The sequence below is a fragment of the Tunturiibacter gelidiferens genome (genome assembly GCF_013410115.1).
In the GTDB taxonomy this organism is placed as follows: domain Bacteria; phylum Acidobacteriota; class Terriglobia; order Terriglobales; family Acidobacteriaceae; genus Edaphobacter; species Edaphobacter gelidiferens.
In genome coordinates, this window is sequence record NZ_JACCCV010000002.1 from 191,563 (window position 1) to 217,187 (window position 25,625).

21 protein-coding genes are annotated in these 25,625 nt (G+C 57.7%); 9 read left to right on the top strand and 12 right to left on the bottom strand.

Annotated elements, in window-relative coordinates; translation table 11 throughout:
* Nucleotides 1-343 precede the first annotated feature (343 nt).
* Complete coding sequence (locus tag HDF12_RS12920) at nucleotides 344-1,699, bottom strand: inositol-3-phosphate synthase (RefSeq protein ID WP_179583989.1); 1,356 nt, start codon at nucleotides 1,697-1,699, stop codon at nucleotides 344-346.
* Nucleotides 1,700-1,850: 151 nt separating this feature from the next.
* On the opposite strand from HDF12_RS12920, the gene HDF12_RS12925 reads away from it, so the two are divergent.
* The gene (locus HDF12_RS12925; protein ID WP_179583991.1) at nucleotides 1,851-2,432 is read left to right on the top strand and encodes a KdsC family phosphatase; all 582 of its coding nucleotides are present in this window, start codon (nucleotides 1,851-1,853) and stop codon (nucleotides 2,430-2,432) included.
* A 65-nt stretch (nucleotides 2,433-2,497) separates the two neighbouring features.
* Here HDF12_RS12925 and HDF12_RS12930 read toward each other — a convergent pair whose 3' ends face one another.
* Both HDF12_RS12930 and HDF12_RS12935 read right to left on the bottom strand, forming a co-directional pair.
* Nucleotides 2,498-3,325, bottom strand: coding sequence for a protein-L-isoaspartate O-methyltransferase family protein (locus tag HDF12_RS12930; RefSeq protein ID WP_179583993.1), 828 nt, complete (start codon nucleotides 3,323-3,325; stop codon nucleotides 2,498-2,500).
* A 94-nt stretch (nucleotides 3,326-3,419) separates the two neighbouring features.
* Nucleotides 3,420-4,265, bottom strand: a complete 846-nt coding sequence (locus tag HDF12_RS12935) for an ATP-binding response regulator (RefSeq protein ID WP_179583995.1) — start codon at nucleotides 4,263-4,265, stop codon at nucleotides 3,420-3,422.
* 306 nt (nucleotides 4,266-4,571) lie between these two features.
* On the opposite strand from HDF12_RS12935, the gene HDF12_RS12940 reads away from it, so the two are divergent.
* Nucleotides 4,572-5,207, top strand: a complete 636-nt coding sequence (locus HDF12_RS12940) for a hypothetical protein (protein WP_179583997.1) — start codon at nucleotides 4,572-4,574, stop codon at nucleotides 5,205-5,207.
* A 14-nt stretch (nucleotides 5,208-5,221) separates the two neighbouring features.
* On the opposite strand, the gene HDF12_RS12945 is transcribed toward HDF12_RS12940, so the two are convergent.
* Entirely contained in the window at nucleotides 5,222-5,848 is a 627-nt protein-coding gene (locus HDF12_RS12945; RefSeq protein WP_179583999.1) for a DedA family protein, read from the bottom strand.
* A gap of 274 nt (nucleotides 5,849-6,122) precedes the next feature.
* On the opposite strand from HDF12_RS12945, the gene HDF12_RS12950 reads away from it, so the two are divergent.
* From HDF12_RS12950 to HDF12_RS12960, 3 genes are all read left to right on the top strand, one after another.
* Nucleotides 6,123-6,938 carry a chlorite dismutase family protein gene (locus tag HDF12_RS12950; RefSeq protein ID WP_179584001.1) on the top strand — a complete coding sequence of 272 codons (816 nt, stop codon included), beginning with the start codon at nucleotides 6,123-6,125 and terminating at the stop codon, nucleotides 6,936-6,938.
* A 5-nt stretch (nucleotides 6,939-6,943) separates the two neighbouring features.
* Entirely contained in the window at nucleotides 6,944-7,738 is a 795-nt protein-coding gene (nth, locus tag HDF12_RS12955) for an endonuclease III (RefSeq protein ID WP_179584003.1), read from the top strand.
* Nucleotides 7,739-7,831: 93 nt separating this feature from the next.
* Nucleotides 7,832-8,755: a class I SAM-dependent methyltransferase gene (locus HDF12_RS12960; RefSeq protein ID WP_179584005.1), complete on the top strand. Its 924-nt coding sequence runs from the start codon at nucleotides 7,832-7,834 to the stop codon at nucleotides 8,753-8,755.
* On the opposite strand, the gene HDF12_RS12965 is transcribed toward HDF12_RS12960, so the two are convergent.
* Entirely contained in the window at nucleotides 8,752-9,522 is a 771-nt protein-coding gene (locus tag HDF12_RS12965) for a uroporphyrinogen-III synthase (protein ID WP_179584007.1), read from the bottom strand. The two genes, HDF12_RS12960 and HDF12_RS12965, sit on opposite strands and share 4 nt — an antisense overlap.
* 142 nt (nucleotides 9,523-9,664) lie before the next feature.
* Here HDF12_RS12965 and HDF12_RS12970 point away from each other — a divergent pair, with 142 nt between their 5' ends.
* Nucleotides 9,665-9,955, top strand: coding sequence for a GYD domain-containing protein (locus HDF12_RS12970; protein ID WP_179584009.1), 291 nt, complete (start codon nucleotides 9,665-9,667; stop codon nucleotides 9,953-9,955).
* A 558-nt stretch (nucleotides 9,956-10,513) separates the two neighbouring features.
* Nucleotides 10,514-12,601, top strand: coding sequence for an RICIN domain-containing protein (locus HDF12_RS22910; protein WP_179584011.1), 2,088 nt, complete (start codon nucleotides 10,514-10,516; stop codon nucleotides 12,599-12,601).
* Between the two features lie 619 nt (nucleotides 12,602-13,220).
* Here the strand turns inward: HDF12_RS22910 and HDF12_RS12980 are convergent.
* The 4 genes from HDF12_RS12980 to hemC form a co-directional block, all read right to left on the bottom strand.
* The gene (locus HDF12_RS12980; RefSeq protein WP_179584013.1) at nucleotides 13,221-13,976 is read right to left on the bottom strand and encodes a hypothetical protein; all 756 of its coding nucleotides are present in this window, start codon (nucleotides 13,974-13,976) and stop codon (nucleotides 13,221-13,223) included.
* Between the two features lie 69 nt (nucleotides 13,977-14,045).
* A complete protein-coding gene (locus HDF12_RS12985) occupies nucleotides 14,046-14,543 on the bottom strand; it encodes a hypothetical protein (RefSeq protein ID WP_179584015.1) in 498 nt (165 codons plus the stop codon).
* An 86-nt stretch (nucleotides 14,544-14,629) separates the two neighbouring features.
* Nucleotides 14,630-15,247 carry a hypothetical protein gene (locus HDF12_RS12990; RefSeq protein WP_179584017.1) on the bottom strand — a complete coding sequence of 206 codons (618 nt, stop codon included), beginning with the start codon at nucleotides 15,245-15,247 and terminating at the stop codon, nucleotides 14,630-14,632.
* Nucleotides 15,248-15,378: 131 nt separating this feature from the next.
* Nucleotides 15,379-16,359: a hydroxymethylbilane synthase gene (hemC, locus tag HDF12_RS12995; protein WP_179584019.1), complete on the bottom strand. Its 981-nt coding sequence runs from the start codon at nucleotides 16,357-16,359 to the stop codon at nucleotides 15,379-15,381.
* Nucleotides 16,360-16,644: 285 nt separating this feature from the next.
* Here hemC and HDF12_RS13000 point away from each other — a divergent pair, with 285 nt between their 5' ends.
* Complete coding sequence (locus HDF12_RS13000) at nucleotides 16,645-19,182, top strand: ABC transporter permease (RefSeq protein WP_179584021.1); 2,538 nt, start codon at nucleotides 16,645-16,647, stop codon at nucleotides 19,180-19,182.
* Nucleotides 19,183-19,317: 135 nt separating this feature from the next.
* A complete protein-coding gene (locus HDF12_RS13005; RefSeq protein WP_179584023.1) occupies nucleotides 19,318-21,207 on the top strand; it encodes a hypothetical protein in 1,890 nt (629 codons plus the stop codon).
* A gap of 74 nt (nucleotides 21,208-21,281) precedes the next feature.
* On the opposite strand, the gene HDF12_RS13010 is transcribed toward HDF12_RS13005, so the two are convergent.
* The 3 genes from HDF12_RS13010 to HDF12_RS13020 all read right to left on the bottom strand — a co-directional run bounded on the left by HDF12_RS13010 (nucleotide 21,282) and on the right by HDF12_RS13020 (nucleotide 25,540).
* The gene (locus tag HDF12_RS13010; RefSeq protein WP_179584025.1) at nucleotides 21,282-22,055 is read right to left on the bottom strand and encodes a WecB/TagA/CpsF family glycosyltransferase; all 774 of its coding nucleotides are present in this window, start codon (nucleotides 22,053-22,055) and stop codon (nucleotides 21,282-21,284) included.
* 203 nt (nucleotides 22,056-22,258) lie between these two features.
* Nucleotides 22,259-24,208, bottom strand: a complete 1,950-nt coding sequence (locus tag HDF12_RS13015) for a glycoside hydrolase family 55 protein (RefSeq protein WP_179584027.1) — start codon at nucleotides 24,206-24,208, stop codon at nucleotides 22,259-22,261.
* Nucleotides 24,209-24,385: 177 nt separating this feature from the next.
* Nucleotides 24,386-25,540, bottom strand: a complete 1,155-nt coding sequence (locus HDF12_RS13020; protein ID WP_179584029.1) for a glycosyltransferase family 4 protein — start codon at nucleotides 25,538-25,540, stop codon at nucleotides 24,386-24,388.
* Between the last annotated feature and the right edge of the window lie 85 nt (nucleotides 25,541-25,625).

Genomic DNA, 25,625 nt, shown 5'->3' on the forward strand with positions numbered 1-25,625 from the left:
CTTGGATTAAGTGGGTTTCCGCGTGTCCAAAACACGCAACGGCAAAAGCATGGAGAAGGTGGGTTAAAAGGAATGAACGGTTAGGGATGATCAGGATTCGTCGGGATCCTTCGCTGCGCTCAGGATGACGGCAAATACTGGGCTTCCCCAATTCCACATACGTGGCTTCGGCGTTCCACATACTGGCTTCGCCATCCACATACTAGGCTTCGCCGTTCCACTTTGTTTGAAGGGAAAATAACGACGTCAAAGACGATAGAGCGAGCAGCAGCGGAAGAAGCAGCCGTGACGATTTGTCCGTCGCGGCTGCTTTTTTTGTTCGGTGGTTTTGGATCGGGTTTGGCTATTCGCCGTAGTAGTCGAGGCCGAGGTGGGTGATGAGGTCTTCGCCCATGATGTGGCGGAGGGTGTTTTTTAACTTCATGGATTGGATGAAGAGGTCGTGCTCGGGATAGACGCCGGGGGCGCTGTCGGGAGCTTTGAAGTAGAAGCTGAGCCACTCCTGGATACCGAGGCCGCGGAGTGATGGCGTGCGGGCCGCGAGGTCCATGAAGAGGATCAGGTCGAGGGCGAGTGGGGCGGCGAGGATGGAGTCGCGGCAGAGGAAGTCTACCTTGAGCTGCATGGGATAGCCGAGCCAGCCGAAGATGTCGATGTTGTCCCAGCCCTCTTTGTTGTCGCCGCGGGGCGGATAGTAGTTGATGCGGACCTTGTGGTAGAGGTCCTTGTAGAGGTCGGGGTAGAGCTCAGGCTGGAAGATGACGTCGAGGACTCCGAGCTTGGACTCTTCCTTGGTCTTGAAGGACTCGGGGTCGTCGAGGACCTCGCCGTCGCGGTTGCCGAGGATGTTGGTGGAGTACCAGCCGGAGACGCCGAGCATGCGGGTCTTGAAGGCGGGTGCGAGGACGGTCTTGATGAAGGTCTGTCCGGTCTTGAAGTCCTTGCCGCAGATGGGGGCGTTCATCTTGCGGGAGAGCTCGTTGAGGGCGGGGATGTCGACGGTGAGGTTGGGTGCGCCGTTGGCGAAGGGGATGCCTTCTTTGAGCGCGGCCCAGGCGTAGAGCATCGACGGAGAGATGTTGGGGTCGTTGTCGACGAGGCCCTTCTCGAAGGCTTCGAGGGTCTGGTGGACGGCGGTCTGCTCGAGGAAGATCTCGGTGGATCCGCACCAGATCATGATCTGGCGATCGGTCTTGGTTTTGAACTCCGCGATGTCGTTGCGGATCTGGTTGGCGAGGTCGCACTTGTTCTTGCCGGTTTTGATTTTTTTGCCGGTGAGGCGCTTGACGTAGTGCTGGTCGAAGACGGCGGGCATGGGCTCGATGGACTCGAGGAAGGGGCGGATCTGTTCGAGCTGGTCGCGGTCGAGGACTTGTGCAGTCTTGGCTGCGTCGTAGAGGTTACCACCGAAGATATCCCAGCCGGTGAAGACGATGTCGTTGAGGTCGGCGATGGGAGCGAAGTCTTTGATGAGGGGGCTGCGATTGTCGGTGCGTTTGCCGAGGCGAATGTGGCCCATCTGGGAGACGGAGCCGATGGGCTTGGCGAGACCGCGGCGAACGGCTTCGACGCCGGCGATCAGGGTGGTGGCGACGGCTCCCATGCCGGGAATCATGACGCCTAGTTTTCCAGTGGCAGGCTTGATGGTTGCCGCGTCTTGCGCAGCGGATGCTGGCTTAGCGGCTGGGGGTGTAGACATTCTTGGCGGTACCCTTCTATCGTGCGATTGTTCCGTGTAACGCGGACTCTTTAGTATCGCTTAGCGAGGACGGTGGCGGCAAATGCGGAGGCGAGCGTTCGACGGATGGAGTGCAGCTTCCGACGGCAGGCCGCTGTTTTAGAATCGCCCTATGACCGACATCAGCGTTACCCTCGCTTCGCCCGAAGTTCTGGCACGCGCCCGCAAGATCAAACTCTTCTTGATGGACGTGGATGGCACGCTGACCGATGGTGGCGTCTGTCTTATTTCGTCGACTTCCGCTGGTGGTTCGGGCACCGCGGTCGTCTCCGAGATGAAGGTGTTCAACGCCCAGGATGGGCAGGGACTTTCGCTCGCGCACACGATGGGAATTCAGACAGGTTTCATCACCGGTCGAGCGTCGCCAGCTGTTGCGAAGCGCGCTGAAGAACTTCGAGTCACCTTTGTTTATCTCGGGCAGGCGAAGAAGACAGAGGCTTTTGAGGAGTGCATGCAAAAAGCGGGCGTGACCGAAGAAGAGGTCGCCTACATGGGCGACGATCTACCTGATATTCCTCTGGCGCGGCGAGCCGGATTGGCGGTGTGTGTGGCTGACGGCGCACCGGAGTTGCAAGCGGTCTGTCACTTTACTACTCGGAGACTTGCGGGACGCGGCACTGCGCGCGAAGTGGTGGAACTGATCCTGAAAGCACAGGGGCGGTGGGAAGAGGCCGTGCCGCTGGCGCTGGCGTAGCACTCGGGCGCAATTTGCCGGCTGCGGCTTGCGTGGTGGCTCGGGTGTAGACAGTCCTGCTCAACTCATCTCATTGAGAGCCACCAGCCGGGGCCGGAACACCAGCAGGTGTCATCGGGCTCGTCATCACGATGCAGCGACCTGACCCTGGTCCAGCTGCTCTTGCGGAAGAGTTTGGTGAGCTTTTGCGCGGTTGCCTCATCCCTTGCTCCGATACAGGAGACAAACTGTACCTGGGTCAGAAAATGAGCCGCGTAGGTGCCGTCTTCGCGTTTGGTGACGTGGAGCATGGCTCCGTATCCCTCCGAGGGCGTGAGGGGAACGATGAGCCGCCCCAGGGGGCGCAGGGCGTCAAGCCAAACGGCGAGTGGGTGGGTTGCTCCAGCGCTTACGTAGAGGAGATCACATTGGGGGAGCGGCGCCTCTGCTCCGGAGCGGAGGTGCACTTTGACGTGGGGAAGCTCGGCGAGGTTGTCGGTGGCGCGCTGAGCGAGGGTTGGCTCAATCTCGTAGGCGTCTACGGCTCCTGTTTCTCCTACCAGCTTCGCGAGCAGAGTGGTGTAGTAACCGGTGCCGGCGCCGATGTGGACGACATGCTCGCCCTTCGTTGGATTCAGGGCCGCGATGCAGAGGGCGTGCAGGGTGGGCTGTCCGTTGTTGAGCGGGCCTTTGGCGCCGAGCGAGACGACGACATCCTGATAGAGACATGCTGGATCGTCGGAGGTGGTCCGGACGAAGTCGGCACCTATGAATACATGCCACGGAGGCGGTCCTACGAAGTTCTCCCGGGGGGTAGAGGCGAAGGCATAGGCGAGTTCGCTGTTTGGAGGAAGGCCGGCACTGGCAGTGATTAGATTGGCGAAAGAACATCTGTGTGCCGGAATGTGTTCCATGGCCGTTCTCCAACACTTTCATCCTAGACCTGGATGAGGTTTGGGGCGACGGCTCTTGTGGTGGGAGTCCTGAAGTCGGCTCCGGGTTCGGGTCCTAGGTGGAAGGAGTATCGACGTATTTGATGAGCAGGACTTCGTTGCCGATCTCGCTGTAGATCAGCTCGTCTACGGTGCCGTTTGCGACGAGCAGGCCGTAGCCGCCGGGGCGCATTCCCTCCTCTTCACGCTGACGGATATGTGCGGTGGGATCCTGAGCGGGATTTGCGACGGCGGAGTGGGTGAGAGACTCCTGGCGGAAGCCTGCGCCGGGGTCGCGTACGTGGAAGACCAGCGTCCGTGCTGTACGAACGGCGGTGACCTCTACAACCTGTTCTGGATTGAAGGCGGCTCCATGCTCCATGGCGTTGAGCAGAATCTCCCGCAGCGCATGCATCATGTCGGTCTGTACGTCGCTGGGCAGATGGTTGGTGAGCTCTTTCGCGAAGATCAGGAGGCGCTCGGCGGTGATGAGGCGACAACTGACGCGGACGGAGACCCAGCCGGGGCGGGCGGAGAGAACCTGTATGTCGTGCTCCCAGTGATTGTCGGAGGCTGTATCGCCGGCCAGGCTTGCGATCGCGCGCTCGTCGAAGGGAGGCGTAAAACAGGCGAATACACGGGCTCGCAGGGCAGCGATGACGTCGTCAGGAGTACTGTCGCGGGCGAGAACGATGCACTTTACGCCGGGGCGGATGTGGCGCATCTCTTCGAGCAGCGCCAGGTCTTCTTCGACCGAGCTCTCGGCGCAGGTGATGACGACGCCAAAGGATCGCATGCGAAGGCGGCGCAGAGCGTCGGCGCGACCAGAGGCATACTCGTTGGGGATACTGGCGGTGTTGAGGGCATCGCCGATGTTTCGGGCGACTTGGGTATCACTTCCAATGATCAGGACGCGACTCATGGTTGGCTCCGAGGGCGGTCGCGTTTAACTTTAGATCATCTCGTTCGCTGAGTCGTGGCAGGTTTAGCGATATTCTTCATTTTCAGCTAAACCGCAGCCGAGTCGCGGACATCAGATCCACAATGGCTATGCGGCTTCGGTGCGGATGCGGTTCTTACGATGGGAGATCCATTCTGGCTCAACGCGATAAGCTTTGGTGTCTAATCTTTAGAGGTTGTCGATATGCTACGCCCCTTGGTTGCAACTGCGTTATTTCTGCTCGGCTCGGGCTGCTCGCAAGGCCAAAGCGCAATCGCTTCGAAGTGCATGACGCAGCCAGAGTTTGCCCCTAAGCTCGTTGACAATCCGAACAGGGTGGTCACCTTCAGGTGTCAAGGCACGGCGCTCGATCTGATCGAGTCTGCGGGACGTCAGGCGCGAATCCCAATCGGACTTGTGCTCGATGCGCGCCAAGAGACCATATTTCATACGAAGCGGCAGTTCGATCTGATAGGTGCGGATGCAGCGTCTGCTTTGCGGGAGGCTATTCGGGAGACCGGCTACGAGTTGAAACAGGAAGGGGATGTGCTTGTGATCGTCCCTGTGACCTTGACCGATCGGCAACGCAATCTACTGGCGTTACGTCTCACAAATTTCAAGACATTGCCTGGTAGCACGATGTTTGACTTGGGGCTTCATTTGAACATGTGGCTAAGAGATGCCACCAATCCAATGACTGGCTACAATCTCAGCCACCCGTCGTCGAACAACGAGGAACAGTTTACCTTTGCGGAGATTCCTTCCGCGACCACACAAGAGATCGCAAATCGTATCGTCGACTTGGGCTCGAAGGGGATGTGGGTTTTGCGCCTCAATGCGGGTGAAGCAGACGGCAAGCCGGTTGATACTTTGGAGATTGAACCGTATCAACACCATTCCAACAGACCGGTCGTCGTGCAGTGAGCTGCGACGACAGGTCAGGCGGCTTCGGTGCGGATGCGATTCTTCCAGTGGGAGACTACGAACCAGATGAAGCCCACGACGATGACGAGTTCGACGGCGAGGTGGAAGCGGTGGAAGATCTCTTTGAAGCGGGGGTTAGTGTTCCAGGTTGCGCCTAACTTCATGCCGATGTAGGCGAGTGCGTAGCACCAGGGCCAGGAGCCGATGAAGGTGTAGATGTGGAAGCGGAGCTGGTTCATCTTTGCAACGCCCGCGGGAAAGGCGATGAAGGTGCGGACGATGGGGAGCATGCGTCCGATGAGCACGGTGATGGAGCCGTATTTGGAGAAGAAGTGGTCGACGAGATCGAGGTCGCGACGGCTGAGGAGCATCATGCTTCCATAGCGCTCGACCATGGGACGTCCGCCCTTGGCGCCGACCCAGTAGGCGGGGATGGAGCCGAGGTTTGACGCAAGAGAGGCAACGGTGGCGAGGATGATGAGTTGGAGTTGCGTGTGCGCGAGAGCATAGCCGGCGAGCGGCATGATGACTTCGGAGGGGATGGGAATGCACGCGGATTGGATCGCCATGAGGATGACGACACTGGCGTAGCCGCCGCTGACGATGGCTCCGATAAGGAGTGCAATGATCTTCTCTGACATGTAGTTGCAGTATACGAGGTGAGGGTTTAGTTGGGATGAGTTTTGGGTGACGAGGGCATGATTTAGCGGGCTTTGCGATTTGCAGCCGTGGAAAGATGCAGATCCTTCGACTCCGCTGCGCTTCGCTCAGGATGACACCTTTTTAGGAAAGCGCTCTTCCGAAAATTGAGGTTATGTGCAGCTTCTTTGGCCGTGCTGCGTTTTTGCTTAGCGGGGAGCCCTTTGGCATTTCGGGTTCGGTGCTCTAGCATGGAGGAGTCAGGAGATTTGCGCCATGTCGAATACCGTTACCGAAGCAGGAACCTCAATCGCTACTGAAACTAAAGGTACTGAACCGACGCAGACTGGCAGACCGGCGAGCAGCTATGGGGCAGCGCCACACGATCCGTCGAAGCCGCCGGTGAAGCGGCAGATTGTGTGCTTCAGCTTCTACAAGGTGATGCCGGAGTGGCGGAGATTGCCGGCGGAGGAGAAGGCGGCGCATAAAGCAGCGTTTGCCGAGGTGCTGACGAGGTGGAATAAGCCGGGTGAGTTTGTGTCGTTGACGTACTCGACGATTGGGACACGAGGCGATGTGGATATGTGCGTGTGGTCGATTGGGTATGGTGTGGATGAGCTGAACCAGATGCGGAGTGAGTTGATGCGGACGCCGCTGGGTGGATATTTGAACTCGCCGCATAATTTTCTGGCGATGACGAAGCGGTCTCAGTACCAGATTGACCGGCCGGATGAGAGTGAGGGCGAAGGGCGCGGGGCGATTCGTCCGGGGGGGCAGAAGTACATCTTTATTTATCCGTTCTGGAAGACGAGGCCGTGGTATCTGCTGTCGGCTGCGGAGCGGAAGCGGCTGATGGATGAGCATATTCGGATTGGGTTGATGTATCCGCGGGTGAAGTTGAATACGACTTACTCGTTCGGGATCGACGACCAGGAGTTTGTGGTGGCGTTCGAGACGAACTTCCCCGAGGACTTTCTGGATCTGGTGCAGCAGCTTCGGGAGACGGAGATCAGCTTGTATACGCTCGAGGACACACCGATCTTCAGTTGTGTTCGCGTTCCTGCGGCGGAGATGCTGGATCGTCTGGGTTAGAGCGAATGGCGAAGACGATTGTGGTTCGGACGGGAACGCCGGCAAAGCAACCTCGTGGTGCGAAGAGTGAAGCTGTGGTTGGTGCGAAGGCTCGCGCGATTGCGAAGTCTGAGCCTGTTGCGGTAAAGAACAAGGCTGGGAAGACACGGAATCCGCTGGCGCCGGAGCGGGTTGCGGCGATTCTGGATGCTCTGCGGAAGACATACCCCGGTGTGGTGTGCGCGCTGAATCATAGAGGTGCGTGGGAGCTGACGGTGGCTACGATTCTGTCGGCGCAGTGCACGGATGTTCGGGTGAATCTGGTTACTCCGGCGTTGTTCAAGGCGTTTCCTACTCCGAAGGCGATGGCTGCCGCTTCCCTGCCCGAGCTTGAAGAGTTGATTCGGACGACCGGATTTTTCCGGAATAAGGCGAAGTCGATTCAGGGGGCGGCGCGGGTGGTTGTCGAGAAGTTTGGGGGTAAGGTGCCTCAGACGATGGAGGAGATTCTTACGCTTCCGGGGGTGGCTCGGAAGACTGGGAATGTGGTGTTGGGCTCGTGGTTTAACATTGCGGTTGGCGTCGTTGTGGATACGCATGTTATGAGATTGTCGCGACGGCTGGAGTTGGCTGGAACTACACCTGGGTCGACGGCGCCGGAGAAGGTGGAGCGGGATCTGATGAAGATTATTCCGCAGGATCGGTGGATCGCGTTTTCGCATGAGTTGATTCATCATGGGCGGCAGATTTGTGTGGCTCGCAAGCCGAAGTGTGTGGACTGTACGCTTGAGAGGCTGTGTAACTCGGGGGATAAGACGTAGAGCTCGCACTAGGCGTGAGGAGTTTTTTCGAAGTTTGATCAATGTTGAGTGTTTGCGATCGGTGCGATGAGGAGTTTTATTGTGGGAGAGAGAGTGACGTTGGAACAAGGAACTGTAACTACCGGCTCGTCACTGCAGCGATGCCCGTTGTGTGCCGGCAGCGACATAGAAGTTCATCTGGAGGCAACGGGCGGTGCACTCGCTCATGACGCGCTTGGCTCTTCGCGGACCGACGTTGGCCACGGCAAGGTGCTGCGCTGCAGGGGATGCGGGTTTGTCTTCTCGGAGTTTCGTCCAGCCGACGAGGAGCTTCATACGCTGTATCGCGAGATGAATCCTACGGTGTATGAAAAGGAGGCGCAGGGGCGTCTAAAGACAGCGCAGCGGCACCTGAAGATGGTGCAACGACACATCGCAGGCGGCAGGCTGGTGGACGTGGGCTGTGCCTCTGGCTCGTTCCTGAAGGTTGCAGCCGAGGCTGGATGGACGGTCACTGGAGTTGAGCCTTCGGAGACGCTTGCCAACTATGCGAAGAAGTTGCTGGATGGCCGCGGCGATGTTCATTGCGCGACGCTGCAGCAGGCGAAGCTGCAACCTCAATCTTTCGATGCTCTGACGCTTTTCGATGTGCTGGAGCATGTGACCGATCCGCTGGCGTTCCTTACCGAGTGCGCGTCGCTGTTGAAGCCTGGGGGGTATCTGTTTGCGAACGTTCCTGACATCAGCAGCCTGCAGGCTCGCGTGCTGGGTGGTCGATGGCCGCTGCTTCTGGCCGAGCACCTGAACTACTTCGACCGAACGACGTTGAAGCGGTGCGGAGATGCAGCTGGACTGCGATGGATCGCCTTCGATCGGCGACCGGCGTCGTTTACGGTTGAGTATGTGCTGTACCGTCTCTCTCAGCATGGGATACCGGGGAGCAGTCTGGGTCATCGCATGGTGCAGGAGAACTCGTTGGGGAGTATGTGCATTCCGGTTTACCTGGGCGAGACGTTTGCTGCGTGGGTGCGCGCTTAGACGGTTGATTCAAAGCAGGAGCTTAGGGACTGTATGAGGGCGGGGATGGTAGGTTCGGTGGCTTCTGCAGTTGGGGAGTAGCCGAGGTCGCGGAGGGTTCGGCTGGTGATGGGGCCGATGGAGGCGAGGGTGATGTTGGGTGGGAGGGTGAGGTTGGCGGCTTCGAGGAGAGCGAAGAGGTTGGTGGCGGTGGAGGCGCTGGTGAAGGTGATGGCGTCGGGGTAGTTCTCGGGAGTGCTGAAGAGGTGTCGGAGGGCGGGGATGGAGTCTGGGGGCGTCTGGTTGCGGTAGGCTTCGGCGATGGTGACGGTGGCTCCGGCGGCGGTGAGGGCTTCGGGGAGTATGTCGCGGGCTTCGGTGGCGCGGGGGAGGAGGAAGGTCTTGCCGGGGGCTTCGGGAAGGAGAGCTTCGGCCAGAGATTCGGCGATGTACTGCGGGGGGACGAGGTCAACTGTGAGGCCGATGGCGTTGGCGGCGCGAAGGGTGGCTGGACCGATGACGGCGATGTGCTTGGGGAGTTGGGTGAGGTGGAGGAACTGGGCTCGGCGATGGAAGGCTTCGACGGCGTTGGCGCTGGTGAAGAGAAGCCAGTCGTAGGTGCGGAGGCAGGTGAGGGCGGCGTCGAGGGCGGCGAATGAGGCAGGTGGGACGATTTCGATGGTGGGGATGGTGATAGGAGTTGCACCCAGGGCTTCGAGTTGAGCGGCGAGGTCGGAGGCCTGGTGGCGGGTTCGGGTGATGAGGATGCGTTTGCCGGCGAGTGGCATGTGTTGCAATTGTAGATGGCGATAGAGGAAGACTTAGAGGAGAAGTGGTGGTGGGCGGCTTTCCCGCTGCTCGAGCGATGCGGTGGGCGGGCTTTGACTTGTTGGAGTTGCGAGGCTAGGATGCCCGGCTACGAGGTGATCTATGCCAACTTACGTTTCACTTTGCCGATGGACGGCGCAGGGGACACAACATATGAAGGAGAGTCCCAGCAGATTGGACGCCGCGAGAAAAGGGTTTGCGGCGGATGGAGTGAAGATACTTCACTTCTATATGACTACAGGAACCCATGACATGGTCATCATCTCTGAAGCCCCTAACGACGAGGCGATGGCGAAGGCGCTCCTCACGCAGATTTCTAAGGGAGGAATCACCACGCAGACCTCACGGGCTTTTACAGAGGATGAGTATCGGGCGATCCTGGGTAGTCTCTAGCGATGTCATCAGAAGGTTGATCAGGGCGACGCCGAATCTTCGGTCGAAGTGGAAGTTATTCGAGTGCTGCGGAGAGCTGGGTTCGGAAGCACAATTGATTTGCCGCGAGCCAACGGTTCGGGTGTGGCGAATGAGCTCGAGGGCGAGCGCGCGCGGGATGGGCGCGCGTTACATCCGGAACCGCGTGGGGATTCCTGGCGGACGCGGCAAGAAATTACTTCAGTATGTCTCGGTTATGTATCCGTGGTGCTTACAGAAGAAGTGGGGTAGTGTGCGAAATGCTCCGAGCAAATTCCTATGAAATCTTTGTGACATTTTAGGTCACATTTCTGGTCTTCAGCGCGTTCTGCTGCTACGCTGTTGGTACTTCCCTGCTGGGCTTTTTGTTGAGTTGCGACCTCGGCATGTCGCGAGGCTGTACCGCTCTTTGCTGCTCTGGACAACCTGTGTAGTGCTGCGGAACACATCCGTCTTGGCGCGAGCCAAAGACGGGGCGAACATGATTCTGCGAGGTGCTACCGAACTTATCTGCTATCAGACCTATCAAGGAGGCAGCCCGTGTACTTTTCTTTGCATCGAGACTTCTTCATTCGTCGAAATTCTTTTTTGCGACGAGATTTTTTTCCCGGACGCGCGGGGCTTCGGTCCATCTTCCTGTTGGTTGCCGCAGTGTTTGCAGGCACGCTACCGTTGATGGCGCAGACCGATGTGTTGACGTGGCACAACGATGTGGCGAGAACGGGTCAGAATCTTCGCGAGTCTCTGCTGACGCCTGCGGTGGTGAATTCGGCGAGCTTCGGGCTGCTTGCGAACGTGGTGGTGGACGGCAAGGTGGATGCGCAGCCGCTGTATGCGTCTGCGGTAGCGGTCGCCGGACAGGGTACGCACAACATTCTGTATGTGGCGACCGAGCATGACAGTCTCTATGCGATCGATGGAGATACAGGAAAGATTTACTGGCGCAAGAGCATGCTGGGCGCGGGGGAGACGACATCGGATGATCGCAGCTGCAGCCAGGTGGTGCCAGAGATCGGGATCACGGCGACGCCGGTGATCGACCGTGGGGTCGGAGGGCATGGGACCATCTTTGTGGTGGCGATGAGCAAGGACAGTTCGGGAAATTACTACCATCGGGTGCACTCGCTGGATATGTCGTCGGGAGCGGAGCAGAAAGGCAGTCCGGTGACGGTTTCGGCTACGTATCCGGGGGTGGGCCGTGCGAGTTCGGGGGGCAAGGTGGTGTTCGACCCGAAGCAGTACAAGGATCGTCCTGCACTGCTGGTGTTGAGTGGAACGCTGTATACGACCTGGGGTTCGCACTGTGATGCGGAGCCCTACGCGGGCTGGATCATCAGCTACAACGAACGCACGCTGGCGCAGACGGCGGTGTTCAACTTTGCGCCGAACGGCTCGGAGGCGGCGCCGTGGAATGCGGGCGCGGGGCCGGCTGCGGATACGTTGGGCAATGTTTATATCTCTCTGGGCAACGGCACGTTCGATACGACGCTGAACTCCGCGGGTATGCCGGGGAAGGGAGATTACGGCAACTCGATGTTGAAGCTGCACGCATCGACGCTGACGCCGCTCGACTACTGGACGATGTATAACACCGGCTCGGAGTCTGGGCAGGACGTGGACCTTGGCTCGGGGGGACTGATGCTGCTGCCGGACCAGAAGGACGCAACGGGCAAGGTGCGGCACCTTGCGGTAGCGGCGGGGAAGGACGGCAATTTGTATGTGGCCGATCGAGACAATATGGGTCACTACGACGCGACCAACGACGGCACGATCTACCAGCAGTTGACGGGAGCTTTGGCGGGCGGGGTCTGGTCGAGTCCTGCATACTTCAACGAGCGGGTTTACTACGGGCCGCAAGGACATAATTTGATGTCATTTCCAATTGCCGCGGCGCGGCTGGGGAGTACGGTTCAGACCACAGCGACCGGGTTTCCTTATCCCGGGACGACGCCCAGCATCTCGGCGTATGGAACGGCGAACGCGATTGTGTGGGCGGTGGATAACCGAAACCCTGCGTTGTTGCATGCGTATGACGCGGGCAATTTGAGCACTGAGTTTTATAACACTAGCCAGGCAGCCGCAGGACGGGACCACTTCGGAGCGGGCAATAAGTTCATTACCCCGACGGTCGTCAACGGCAAGGTGTATGTGGCAACGACCAACAGCGTGGGGATCTTCGGCTTGATTCGGAAGACGCCTGCATTGGTCGCTGATGGAGATTACACGCTGGTGAACAGCAACAGTGGGCTAGCGCTTGAAGATCCGTCGGGTTCGAAGGTAGCCGGCACCGCGATGTGCCAGGCGGTGATCGATGTGGGGTCCGATCAGAAGTGGTTCCTCTCCTACGACGGGCAGGGATATTACAGAATGCAGAATGTGAGCAGCGCGATGTTTCTGACCGACCCCGGCAGTTCGAGCAGTAGCGGGATCTCTCTTGAACAGGAACTGCCCGCCAGCGACGCGAGCCAGCTGTGGTCTTTGACTGCGGCTTCAGGGGGCGGGTACGTGATCACGAATAAGGCGACCGGGCTGGTGTTTGATGTTATCAACGGCACCAAGACCGTGGGACCGTACGTGGATCTTGAGACTGCGGGCGGCGTGTCGAACCAGACTTGGTTGCTGAAGTAGTCCTGCCGGACGGGCTCCCTGCGCGGGAGGCGGTCACTTCGTGACTGGAATACCGTTTCGTTTCGGGTCCAGATGCACGGGCCTCCCGTTGGTCGGCGATGAGGATCTTGCTGACCGACGGAAGGCTCGCGCTTTTCGCGTTCTCGGATTTATGCGTCGTGGGGGTGGAGGATACTTTGGTCCAGCCTTCGTCGCGGTTGTCGAAGTGCTTGTAGGCATTGGGGGCTTCGGCTAATGGAAGTTCGTGCGAGATGATGAAGGAGGGGTTGGCTTTGTCGTGGTGGATGAGGTCCATGAGGCGACGGTTGTAGGCCTTGACGTTGGATTGGCCAGTGCCCATCTTCTGTCCTTTGAACCAGAATTTGCCCATGTCGAAGGCGATCTGGCCCTTCTTCTCGAGGGCGTCTTCGGCCTTGGAGTCCTGCCGGATGAAGACTCCGACGATGCCGAGTGTGCCGGTGGCTTTGACGGCATCGAGGTTTCGGACACTCTCGGCGTACGGAGAGACGGGCTGAAGACGACGCGATCAGTCACCGGCTATGCAGAGGTAGATGCGATGAGGTGGGTGTGGGTTTGCCAGCCGGTGAGTGTTGCTGAATCGGATTCGCGTGGATGTGTTTCAAGGAGCGTGAGGCTCGACGGCTATAGGCTCGACAGGCTGCGGCGGGGCGAGGGTCTTGTCGATGCGTTCCTGTACTCCTTCTACTACGTCGCCGACACCCTTGCTGAGAAGGAAGGTGAATGCGCCGAATGCGAAGAGTCCCAGTGGTTGCAGATTGAGCGGGGGCATGTGGGTGAGATCAGAGCCCGTTAAAAGACCGATGTTGGTGAGGATTGCGATAACGATTTCGCACAGGCCGAAGAGGATTTTCAAGTATTTCTTGAACAGATAGATGACGATGCCCAAGAGGATGAGCGCGGTACAGAGAATGATGCGCACGAGAACGTTGTAATAAAAGTGGTGGGAGGCGAAGTGGCTTCCGAAGGTACGGCGAAAGATCAAGTACCAACAGAGCAGGCTGAGCAGGAGGCAGGTCAATGCAGCGATGGTGAGATAGAGCCAGTAGAGCGGGCGGGTCCGGGAGTTCTCGAATGCGTGAAACTTTCTGTAAACGACAAAGAGAAGCAGGGCTATCGGCAAAATAAAGAAGGCGATGGCGTGAGGAATGATGAGGCGCGGACCACCCTTTTCAATCCAGCTGAGGTATATATCGTTCCAGTGAATCTCAGTCGGGGCGAAGCGAAAGACTGCCCAAAACATCAGCGCCCACAGACCGACAAAAAAAACTGCAAGGAGCGCGGCCATGAGAAAGAATCGCGGCCTTAGCTTTTCGGGGTTTTCTTTTTCGGGCTTTTCGATTCCCTCTGGTTTCATAGTCGCTTCCGTGAGCCACAGCGTGCTACTGATAAGGGTGTCCGGGGGCACGGCCTCTGGGTTGGGAGTTTAGTTCGCTGTGACGATGAGTTGGACGTTGGTTTGGCCGCACATCCCATAGATGGCACCGGACCGGCAGGCTCCGGCGGAGTATTTGTAACACCCAGGTCTTTTAGCCACGACGGTGACAGAGCGGTCAGAGCCGCCGAGGATGGCTCCCGGCGGATCGAATGGAGACTCAGGACCAAAATCGACGACGAATCCTATGTCCTTGCCTGTGCTCTTCCACTGGACGTTTGTTCCGGGCTTTATGCAGAAGAGCGAATTGCCCTTGGCGTTCGGAATGTTGGGAGTGGATGAGGCCGCATTCGCGGTGCGTTTCACGTCGACGACACATGGACTGGATGCGGAGCCGCAGGTATTCTCCGCAGTGCACATTTGTGCGGAGACGTCCTTTGAGCAGGCGTAGTCGCTGCTCTTTGACTGGGCCGTCGCGTAGGTGGACAACACAAGGATTGATAATAATAGCGAAGTACGGTTGAACTCAAAGCGTCGATTCGTGGTCATGATTCGCCTCACACGTGGATTACTCAGCGCCATGAACAGACGCTGTCGATGGCCGTTTGTGCAGCAACAGATTTAAAATTGCTGCGCTAGTTGACGCCGGCCGTTCCTGCCCAATCGAGGACGTCAGAGAGTCTCCAGGGATTCTGACTCAAGTCCAACTGCAACTGGCCTTCTTTATCCAGGATCAACTGGGCCTGAGGATAGAGCATCCCCGTGCTCTTGCTCTTGTCTTGGGCGTTGAGTTCGAAGACACCGGCTGTGAGATTAAAGGACTGCGATTGGGTGTCGAAGAAGGCTTCGCCAAAGCGGATCTGGCGATTGGTGACAAAGACGATCTTGCGACCGGTCGGCGTTGGCGTCATCTTGATATAGGCGCAGTCATAGCCTAGCGTGCCGGTGATCTCGATGTGGCCTACGGCCTTCATCTTCGAAAGTGCATTGACCAGTCCTTGATTTTGCCCCTTCTCGAAGGCCTGAACCAAGTTGACTCTGTCGGCGGGCGTCGAGAACTCGTAGATGTTCAGGGTGATGCCGATGTTCTGACCCATCTGCGTGCCGGTGCCAAAGGCCTGAGCCTCGAGGGTTTCGTACTTGTCGCGGGTGAATCCGGAATGGGGCGCCAGCAGTGCGATGCCGGCGACAACCAGGCACTTGATGGCGATCCTGAAGATTTTCGAGTTGAAGATCCTTGAAGTGTTTGACATAGCACTCTCCAATAGCTGCGATTTTCGATGGGGGGCCTGATCTCATCGCGAGTCTACGCCGGAGCTTGCACAAGTAGGAATTGGCAAAATTACTGGTTTGGTCGTATTTTTCTTCGTGGCTGGCGGGCCGGTCAGTCGGCGGAGAATACTGGGTTGAGGAGGTCGAGGGCACCTTTGGATTTGAGGTCGTCGGCGACGCAGTTGCCCAAGGCGATGGGGTTGGCGTCGTTGGTGGCTTCGGTTTCGACCTGGACCATAGATTCGCCGTCGGGGGAGACGACCTGGGCGACCATCTTCCACTTCCCTTCTTCGTGGAAGCAGTGGGCACCGATGGGGAGGGAGCAGCCGCCGCCGAGGGCGTCGAGTGTGGTGCGCTCGGCGTCGATGGCGAAGCGGGTGTAGGGGTGCTCGAGGAAGGCGATGGCGTTGCGGATGTAGGTGTCGCGGTCTTCGTCGATCGCGTGTTCGGGGCTGCGGGTTTCGAGTGCGAGGGCTCCCTGGCCGGGTGCGGGACAGAGTTCGCAGGGGGAGAAGCGCTGATGGACGGATTCGGTGCGCTTGAGGCGATCGAGGCCGGCGGCGGCGAGGACGAGGGCGTCGCACTGGCCCTGCTCGAGCTTGCGGAGGCGGGTGTCGATGTTGCCGCGGACTTCGACGAAGGTGACATCGGGGCGGAGGGCGAGGATTTGTGCGCGGCGGCGAGGGCTGGTGGTGCCGATGCGGCCTCCGGTGGGGAGGGTGTGAAGGGCCCAGTAGGGTTCGCAGACCCAGACGTCGCGGGCGTCGGCGCGTTTGGGGATGGCGGCGAGGGTGAACTGAGGGGCTAATTTTGTCGGGAGGTCTTTCAAGCTGTGGACGGCGAGGTCGATGCGGCCTTCTTCGAGGGCCTCCTCGATTTCTTTAATGAAGATGCCTTTGCCGTCGAGGTTGGGCGGCGGGACGAAGCCAGGCTGCTGCATGCGGTCGCCGGTGGTGCGGATGATCTCGAGCTCGACGTGGTAGCCGGCGTCGCGGAGGGCGTAGAGGATGTGGTTGGCCTGCCAGAGAGCGAGTTGAGAGCCTCGGCTGCCGATGCGGATGGGATTGCGGGGATTATTGTGCTCGGAACTCATAGTCTTAACTAGGATACGGGATGATGGGTGGGCTGGTTCGTTTACGGCGGTTTGTTCTGGGTTGAGGAGAAGCGGGCTCCTCCCTTCCCCTTCGACTCCGCTCGGGGTTCGGTCGGAGTGACATGGTTTGGGCGGCGACAAATATTCGTTGGGTGAAAAGCGTTTTGAGTCACGGAACGTCGCTGACGCAACGACTTGTTTGTGGATAACAGAAAAGAATCTTCGGAACTAAGTCGACGCTGCCAGCGTAAGTGCCTGACAGCCTTGAGAGCTGGAGGGATTTTCATGCAGGATGTCTGGGTTGCGGTGCGTCAGTTCTACAAGTCGCCGGGCTTTGTCATTACGGTAGTGCTCACAATTGCCCTGGGAATTGGGGCGAATACGGCCATCTTTACGCTGGTGCACGCGATCCTGATGAAGTCTTTGCCGGTAGCGGATCCGAAGACGCTGTTTCGTGTGGGGGACCTGGACGATTGCTGCGTCAACGGCGGCTTTATTAATGACAACGGGGATTTCGATCTCTTTTCTTACGAGTTGTACAAGCATCTTCAAGAGACGACGCCGGAGTTCGAACGCCTTGCTGCGATGCAGTCGGGCGGTGAACAGAAGACGACGCGGCGAGGTTCGGAGCCGGCTAAGTCTGAGCGGGCGCAGTATGTTTCAGGCAATTTTTTTACGACGTTCGGGATTGGTCCGTTTGCAGGGCGAGTGTTGACGGATGCGGATGATACGCCGGGTGCGGCTCCGGCGGTGGTGATGAGCTATCAGGCATGGCAGTCGGACTACGGGAGCGATCCGAAGGTGGTGGGGTCGACATTTTATCTACAGGGGCAGCCCGCTACAGTGGTGGGAATCGCACCGCCGGGATTTTTTGGCGACCGAATCAGGAGCAATCCGCCGGGGCTGTGGATTCCACTGGCCATGGAGCCTTCGATCGAGGGGAAGAATACGCTTCTGCATGTGCCGGACAGCAACTGGCTGTATGCGGTGGGTAGGCTCAAGCCGGGTGTCAGCGTCAGCGCGTTGCAGGACAAGATGTCCGGCAGCTTGAGACAGTTTCTTGCGGCGCAACCTAATTATTCTCGAAATGGCGGATCGGCGGTTATTCCGAAACAGCATGTGGTGATTGTGCCGGGCGGCGCGGGTATTCAGAATCTGCAGAAGGAGACGGGCAAAGGACTTTATCTGCTGATGACGATCTCCGGACTGGTGCTGCTGGTGGCGTGCGCGAATGTGGCGAACCTGCTGCTGGCGCGGGGAACGACGCGGAGGGCTGATACTTCGGTGCGGGTTGCGCTGGGTGCGGCGAGGAGCAGATTGATTCGGCAGACGTTGACGGAGAGTTTGCTGCTGGGGTGTGCGGGCGGTCTGGCTGGGCTGGGCGTGGCTTATGCGGGGACGCGGATGATTCTGGCGCTTGCGTTTCCCGATTCTCCGAATCTGCCGATTGCGGCGAGTCCTTCGCTGGCGGTGCTGGGATTTGCATTTTTGTTGTCGTTGCTGACGGGAGTGGTGTTTGGCGTGGTGCCGGCGTGGATCACCTCGCACTCGGACCCGGCGGAGGCGCTGCGTGGGTCGAATCGGTCTACGCGAGATCGGGCATCGCTGCCGCAGAGATCGCTGATTGTGTTTCAGGCAGCGCTGTCGCTGGTGCTGCTGGTGGGTGCAGGTCTGTTGACGAAGAGCCTGCGGAACATGGAGCACCAGAACTTTGGTATTCAAACGCAGAACCGCTATGTGTTACATATCGACCCAGCGGGTGCGGGATATACGCCTGAGAAGCTGCCTGCGTTTTATCAGGCGCTGGAGCAGGAGTTTGGATCGCTGCCGGGAGTCCAGAGTGTTGGACTGGCGCTCTACAGCACCCTAGAGGGGAATAACTGGGGCGAGGGTGTATTTTTTGATGGGCGGCCAGCACCGGGACCGAACGATCACAATAATTCAACGTGGGACCGGGTGAGCAACCACTTCTTTGAGACGGTGGGACAGCCTGTGGTGCGTGGACGCGGATTTACGGATCAGGATACGGCGACGTCGCAGCAGGTTGCCGTGGTGAATCAGGCGTTCGTGAGGAAGTTCTTTCCAAAGGAAGATCCGATGGGAAAGCACTTCGGAGTCTACGAGCAGAAGTTCTCGTCGTTGTTCGAGATTGTGGGGATTGTGGCGGATGCCAAGTATCAGAATCCCCGCGACGAGGTGAGAACGATGTACTTTCGTCCGCTGACGCAGACGATGCCGGGGCTGACGGATCCGAATGAAACAATGGCTGAGGGGCGAGGGCGCTATATCAACTCGGTGACTTTCTTTTTTCGAAGCGAGCCGCAAAATCTTGACGCGACGGTGAGACGAACTCTTGCAAAGATCAACCCGGATCTGACGGTGCTTGATCTGCATTCGCTGGACTACCAGGTGGCTGACAACTTTACGCAGGAGCGGTTGATTGCGAGGCTGACGATGTTGTTTGGTGGGCTTGCGCTGGTGCTTGCTGCGGTTGGTTTGTATGGAATCACGTCGTATCAGGTGGCGCGAAGAACGAGCGAGATAGGGCTCCGTATGGCGCTGGGAGCGGACCGGGGGAACGTGGTGCGCATGGTGATGCGAAGCGCGTTTCTGCAGGCAGGACTGGGACTGGCGATTGGAATTCCTGTTGCGATCTTTGGAGCAAGGGCGATGGCCGATCAACTGTACGGTGTGCGCTCGTATGATCCGGTGAGTTTGCTGGTTGCAATGGTGGTGCTGCTGGGATCGGCCGCGGTGGCTGGCTTTATCCCTGCTCGCCGCGCCGCGAATATCGAACCGATGACGGCGCTACGTACGGAATGAGTTGCCTGCTTGGAGCCCCAGAGAGTTGGCGGTTGTGTGGTTGGTAACAACGACTAACCAGCCGTCTTTTTTTACTATCTTCAAATAGTTCGTTCGTTTAGTCTCATTGGCATCATGTACAAATGCGCGTCTGTTTTGTTTCTCTTGTGTACGACTTTAACTGTCTTTGGCGGAGATTCGAGCGATCACTGGCTGGAGGTAAAGAGCCCCCACTTTACCGTTCTGACCAACAGCAATAACAAACAGGCGATTCGCATCGCAAGCCAGTTTGAGCAGATGCGATCAGTATTTCAGACTATGCTTCCCAACGCACCCTCGGATGCGGGCTCTCCAATCGTTGTGCTTGCTTTAAAGAGCAAGAAGGATTTTCAAGCGCTTGAGCCTGCGGCGTACTTGAGTAAAGGACAACTGGATCTGGCTGGACTTTTTATGCGAGCGCCGGACAAAAACTACATATTGCTTCGCCTTGACGGCGAGAGCGAGCATCCGTTTGCAGTGGTGTATCACGAGTACACCCACTACATCATGAGAAAGGCGACGTGGATGCCGCTTTGGTTGAACGAGGGGCTCGCGGAGTTTTACCAGAATACAGATATACACGAAAAAGAAGTTCTGCTCGGCCAGCCAAGTTCGGACGATATTCTCTTCCTGCGTCAGAACCGCCTGTTGCCGCTGACGACTCTGCTCAAGGTCGATTACACCTCCCCGTACTATCACGACGAGCAGAAAGGGTCAGTCTTCTATGCCGAATCCTGGGCTCTGACGCACTATCTCGAAGTGAGCGATTACGAGAAACACACTGACCACGTGAGAGACTACGCCAAGTTTCTCTCACAGAACGAAGATCCTGTGACAGCGGCGCAGCATGCCTTTGGCGACTTGAGCGTGTTGCAGAAGGCATTGAATTCTTACGTGCAGCAAGGCAGCTTCTCGATGTTCAAGAGAAATTCCGGTGTACTCGTCGATGAGTCCGCATTTCAGGTGCGGATTGTTCCTAAACCCGAAATCGATGCGGTCCGTGCTGATGTTCTGGTCTACAACGACCGCATCAAGGAGGCCGAGGCACTGCTGGAGACCAGCCTTAGCGGCGATCCGAACAATGCCCTCGCCCACGAAACGATGGGTTTTTTGAAGTATCGCGAAGGAGACATCGCGAGCGCGAAGAAGTGGTATGGCGAAGCGGTGCAGCTTGATTCTCACAGCTATCTAGCTCACTACTACTTTGCTGCTATGTCCCTGCAGACGGGTGGTCGGGAGCATGATGAAGCGATCGAATCGAGCCTGCGTGCTTCGATCAAACTGAACCCGACTTTTGCGCCTGCTTACGATACCCTGGCCATGTTTTACGCCTCGCGCAACCAGCATTTGAGCGAAGCCCATATGTTGAATGCACAGGCGATTCAACTCGAACCCGAGAACCTCAACTATCGGATCAACGCGGCGGCTGTCTTAAGCCAGCAACAGCAGTACTTGAGCGCGACCAATGTGCTGAAGGCCGCGAAGGGGGTGGCAAAGACTCCGGAGGAGGTCGCGATGCTAGAGAACCGCGTGAAGCAACTGGAACAGTTTCAGTCGCAGATGGATCGCGCTCAGCAACGGAACAACGAAGCATCTACGCAAGTAACTGTTACGCAGACAGCGCGGCCCTCTGGAGCGCAGCCGGACAATTCGAAGACGGTTGTGTTTAGAAAGGTCGACGGCAAGATGATGGGTACGATGGAAGAGGCGCCGAAGTATCCGGATGGTGACTCGAAAGGGCCTCGCCATATGATTCAGGGGATCATACGCAACGTGCAATGCTCGTATCCGAATGTCATCGCTCTGAAGATTGAGAAGGAGGGGAAGTCCGTCTCACTGTACAACAATAACTACTACAAGGTGGTGTTTACTCTGGCGAACTACGAGACAGAAGGCGATCTCAAGCCATGCTCAGATATTGAAGGGATGAAGGCCAAAGTTGGATATGCCGAGGTCTCGGATTCGATCGTTGCTGGTCAGATACTGACGATCGAGTTGACTAAATAGAATCGTCTTCTTGTGAAGCAATGTCTTTACGGGTGTTTGCCAGTTTGATCTAAGACCGCTCTATTTTGCTGTGCCTATACGGAGAAGCGTCTGAGGCGGGAGAGTTGTAAGAAGCTGAGCCAGATAAAGCGTGGGTTGTTTAACAGGTAGCGGCGCCACAGGCGTTTGGGCTCTTTGATGAGGCGGTAGAGCCACTGCAGGCCGGATCGCTTCATCCAATCGGGAGCTTCGGCGAGGTTGCCACTGAGGAGATCGAACGCCGCGCCGACGCCGACCATAAGCTTTACCGGCAGGCGACCGTTGTAGGAAGCCATGAAGCGCTCCTGCTTGGGCGTGCTGAGGCCACACCAGAGTATGTCAGCCTGCGATGCTGCAAGGCGGGCTCGCAGATCTTCTTCCTCTTCGACGTTGAGGGGACGGAAGGGCGGAGTGTAGGTGCCAACGATCTGAAGGCCGGGGTAGCGGCGCGTAAGTTCTGTCCGCAGCTCCTCGGCGATGCCGGGCCTGCCTCCGTAAAGGAAGTGGCGATAGCCGCGCTGCACGGAGAGCGCGCACATGTTGAGCATGAAGTCCGGACCGTAGACGCGGGTCATGTGTTTGAAACCGTGCAGGTGGCCGAGCCATACGGTGGGCACGCCATCAGGGGTTGATAAAAAAGACTTGTTGAGGATGGTTCGGAAGGCTTCGTCCGATTGTGCTTCTATGATGCCATGAACGCCAGTGACGCAGACGTATCCGCTTTCACCGCGGTTTAGCAGGGCTTCGCTGCACTCTAGTGCGCTTTCCATGGAGAGTGCACTGATTCCGACACCAAGGATATTGACTCTCGGCGGATCGGCAGAGATCATGATCGCTCCTTGACTATGAACTCGTGCTGCATCTGTTGTGTTGCCGGTTGGTCGGGAGTCGCGTGCTCGCAATGGGACCGAGCGCTTGATCGGACTACCTGAGTCTGACTGCGTGATTGGCGTTGCTGATGGCTTGAGTATACGAAAGTAGACGGAGGCTGTCGACCGGTTGCGCGGTTCGACAGCACTCCTTTGTGCCTTTCCTATTTGTAACCAACGAAGAGCGGCATTCGAAATGATTTGTTGTTCGGTGAGGTGATTTCCTGTGTAACGCCGGAGCGCGTCTCCTGCACCTGGATGGAGTATCCGCAGCCTGAGCAGTAGACGGATTCTTTGTAGATGTAGGATGTCTGGGCGTCTGTTGAGATGAACGCGGGTTGGCTAGAGGACACAGGTACGGCTGGATAGATAAGGCCTCCGAGAAGCTCTGTCTGACCACCGCTGGCAGTGTTGATGACTGTGCCTGCCTTCTCGGTCTTGAGGCCTAGAATCCAGAGGGAGCCGCCCAGATTCGAGATCTTGGTTGCTGAGATCTCGTTGTCGAGTTGTCGCACAAAGGCCTGCTGCCCCTTCTGGATGTTGAAGCTGTTGATGCCGATGTCCTCAAGAAAGAGCTTCCCGGCGCCGGGGTAGCTCGCGTAGTTAGTGATGAATGCGTCCTTGAGAACGACAGGGCGGCTACCGCGATGATCGATCTTGATTCCGTAGCCGAACTGCTCGATGATGAGCGGCTGAGTGCTGTTGCTGGTGACGACGAAGCGAATGCCGCCGCCGTTTGTTCCGGCGCCTGTGTTGACGACGGAGGAGAAGCCGACGATTCGATCGACAGTATCGGGCACGGTGACGTCGGCTTCGTTGTAGGAAAAGTATGCGGCAAATGGGAAGTAAACGGTGTGCTTGCCGCTGTTGAGAACGGTCTGAAGACCGGAGGTATCCCCGTACCACTTAGGAGTGAAGACGGCCCAATCGGACAGGCTTGTACTAGTGAAGGAGGGCGTCTCTTGAACGGCCAGATCGAGACCGTTGGTTGAGGATGCGGTTCCTGTGAGCGTTGAGGGCGTGCCGACTACGAGATGCGTGAGGGTACCTTTGTGGAGAGTTGGGGTGGAGGTGCTCGTGTCCTGCAAGGTCGCTTCGTATCCGCTTGAGGATACATTTCGCACGAACATCGTGTTGTCGGTCTCGATTGCGGGAACTGTTGCCACGCCGCCGGAGAGGGTGCCGTCGAGCAGAACGACGAACCCTCCGGAGTTGGTGATGGCTGGAACTTTGTTGGTGCTGGTGAGACCGCGAATATTGATCAGTTGATTGCTGTTGCGAATACCGGCGATGTTTTGGCTCGTGAGGGTGATGCCTTCCATGGTGGCACTGTACTCGGCGTTTTGAAGATCGATGCCTACGTCGAAGCCCTGTATCTCCGTGTTGCGGATCATCAGAGGGCCGGCGTAGTGCTGCGTGAGATCGATACCAGCATGCCCCTTTCCGTCTTCGCTCTTGACGAAGACGTTGTGGATCGAGCCGATGTTGTTGGAGACATAGGTAATGGCGGTGGCGCCTGGGTTACCGGAGCCGATCGTGAGACCAAGATCCCAAACGTTCTGACGGAAGGACTGGTTTCCGAGCGGCGTAAGGATCATCGGCTTTGGAGCTGACGTGTTGTTGAAGCCGCCGGAGTCGGGGGCGAGGCGAATGATGCTGCTCGACGAACCCGATCCCTGCAGTGTGACACAGCATCCGACCCACTGAAGAGTGTTGCTAACGAGGTAGGTTCCTGGCGGGAAGTACAACGCCTTTGGCACTCCGTAGTAGTCGCCGGAAGCGTTGGATCGTCCGTCGGAGAGAGCCTTCTGAATGGCCGCGGTGTCATCGGTTACGCCGTCACCGACGGCACCGTATGTTTTAACCGAGGTCATAAAGCCTGTGGGAAACGATAGAGGGCCCTTGTTCAGGTTTGCGCCTGACAAGGCAGGCTGCACCGCGGCGGTGCCGCCTTCCTCGACGGGGATGGTCTGTCCGGAGCAACCCGCCAAAATCACAATGCATAGCAGGCTGATGGCGCTTATCGCAGCGCGAAAGGTTGAGGGCGTTCGATGGCCTCCGCTGGACGCAGAGATCTCATGGAGAAATTGGGGAGGGGGAGGGCATTTTCTCATACGCAAATAGTTGCATACTTCCCCAGCCATCACAATGGTACTAAGGTGTACATCCTATGAAGATTACGGCTGAACTTCTTCGATGAGACCAAGTTGCGTGGCAACAATATTTTTTGAAGAGCTGAATTTTGGGCTTGAGATTTGTTTTGACTTTTATGAAGCAGCGTCCTTCTCGCGCTACGGGTGAGTTGCGTGCTCGATTGCGAGGACTAGATGGCGAGAGATCTCGCTCCAGGTGAAATCTCGATCGATCATCAATTTCGCCGAGGCGCCCATGCGGGTGCGTTCAGTGACTCCAAGTCTCTCTGCTTCTGCTAAGAGCCCGGCTAGTCGAGTGGGAGTATTTGGAGTAAGGACCAGTCCGGAGCCGGAGTGCCGGACGAAGTCGGCGAGGTTGGTCTCTTCGGAGACGATCAGTGGAACGCCGCATGAAGCGGCCTCAAGGCATGCCGTGGGGATTACGTCGAAGCGGGAGGAGTGAACGAAGAACGTCGAGCCGCTAAGAATGTTGCGAAGAGGCGCTCCGAAGATTTGCCCTGTCCAGGTGATGGATTCGACGATGCCATGTTCTTTCGCGAGCGCCTCTAGCTGAGGTCGGTCAGGGCCATCGCCAACCATGGTCAAGTTGAGCGTGCCTCCTAATTTCCGGTATGCTGCGAATCCTTCTAGAAGGATGTCCAAGCCCTTTTGGAAGATCACCATTCTTCCGCAGTAAGTGATGGTGGGCTTGATGATCTCGGTGTCAGAACGGCTCTCGAGGCCGGGCTGGCTGGCAGTCTCATGGTTGGGCAGTTCGAAGCCATTCGGAATTAGAGCGATCTGATGGAGCGAAGAGAATCTAGATTTGAGATCGTCCACTTCGGTCTGGCCTATGGCGTGTATCAGGGAGGCGTTTCGTAGAGTCCAGCCTTCCCACGCGGAGAGATAGAGTCGCTTCCGGATTCGGCCGGCGATGGATCGACCGCTGCGGTCGGAGAGATAACCTCCGTGCGGCGTGATGCCGAATTGGATCTTTCTTTTGTGCAGTAGCTTTGCGGCGGATGTGAGTTGCGGAACAAAAACAGAGTGCAACTGCACCCATGTGCCTTCCGGCAGATCCGACAGGGCGGCGTGGAGATCTTTTGTGAGCCCGAGTTGCGATCTGCTCCCAGGAAAAGGAACGAGCTTGTAGGTGCGTGCGTGATTGGAATGCTCCTCAGTTGGAAGTAAGATCCAGACCTCGCACTCGTGACCCTGGGCAACCATGTTGGTTGCAAGCCAGTGCACGACTTTGTTAACTCCATTGGCCGAATTCGGGTCAGCGGTTCCTGGAATCATGTGGATGATGCGCAATCCTTAGCCTCCTAGACGTAGTTCGTGGCGTGGCTATGGCTGACATGCTCTGAAGCGAAGTAAAGGCAAATAGTTGCTTGAGCCC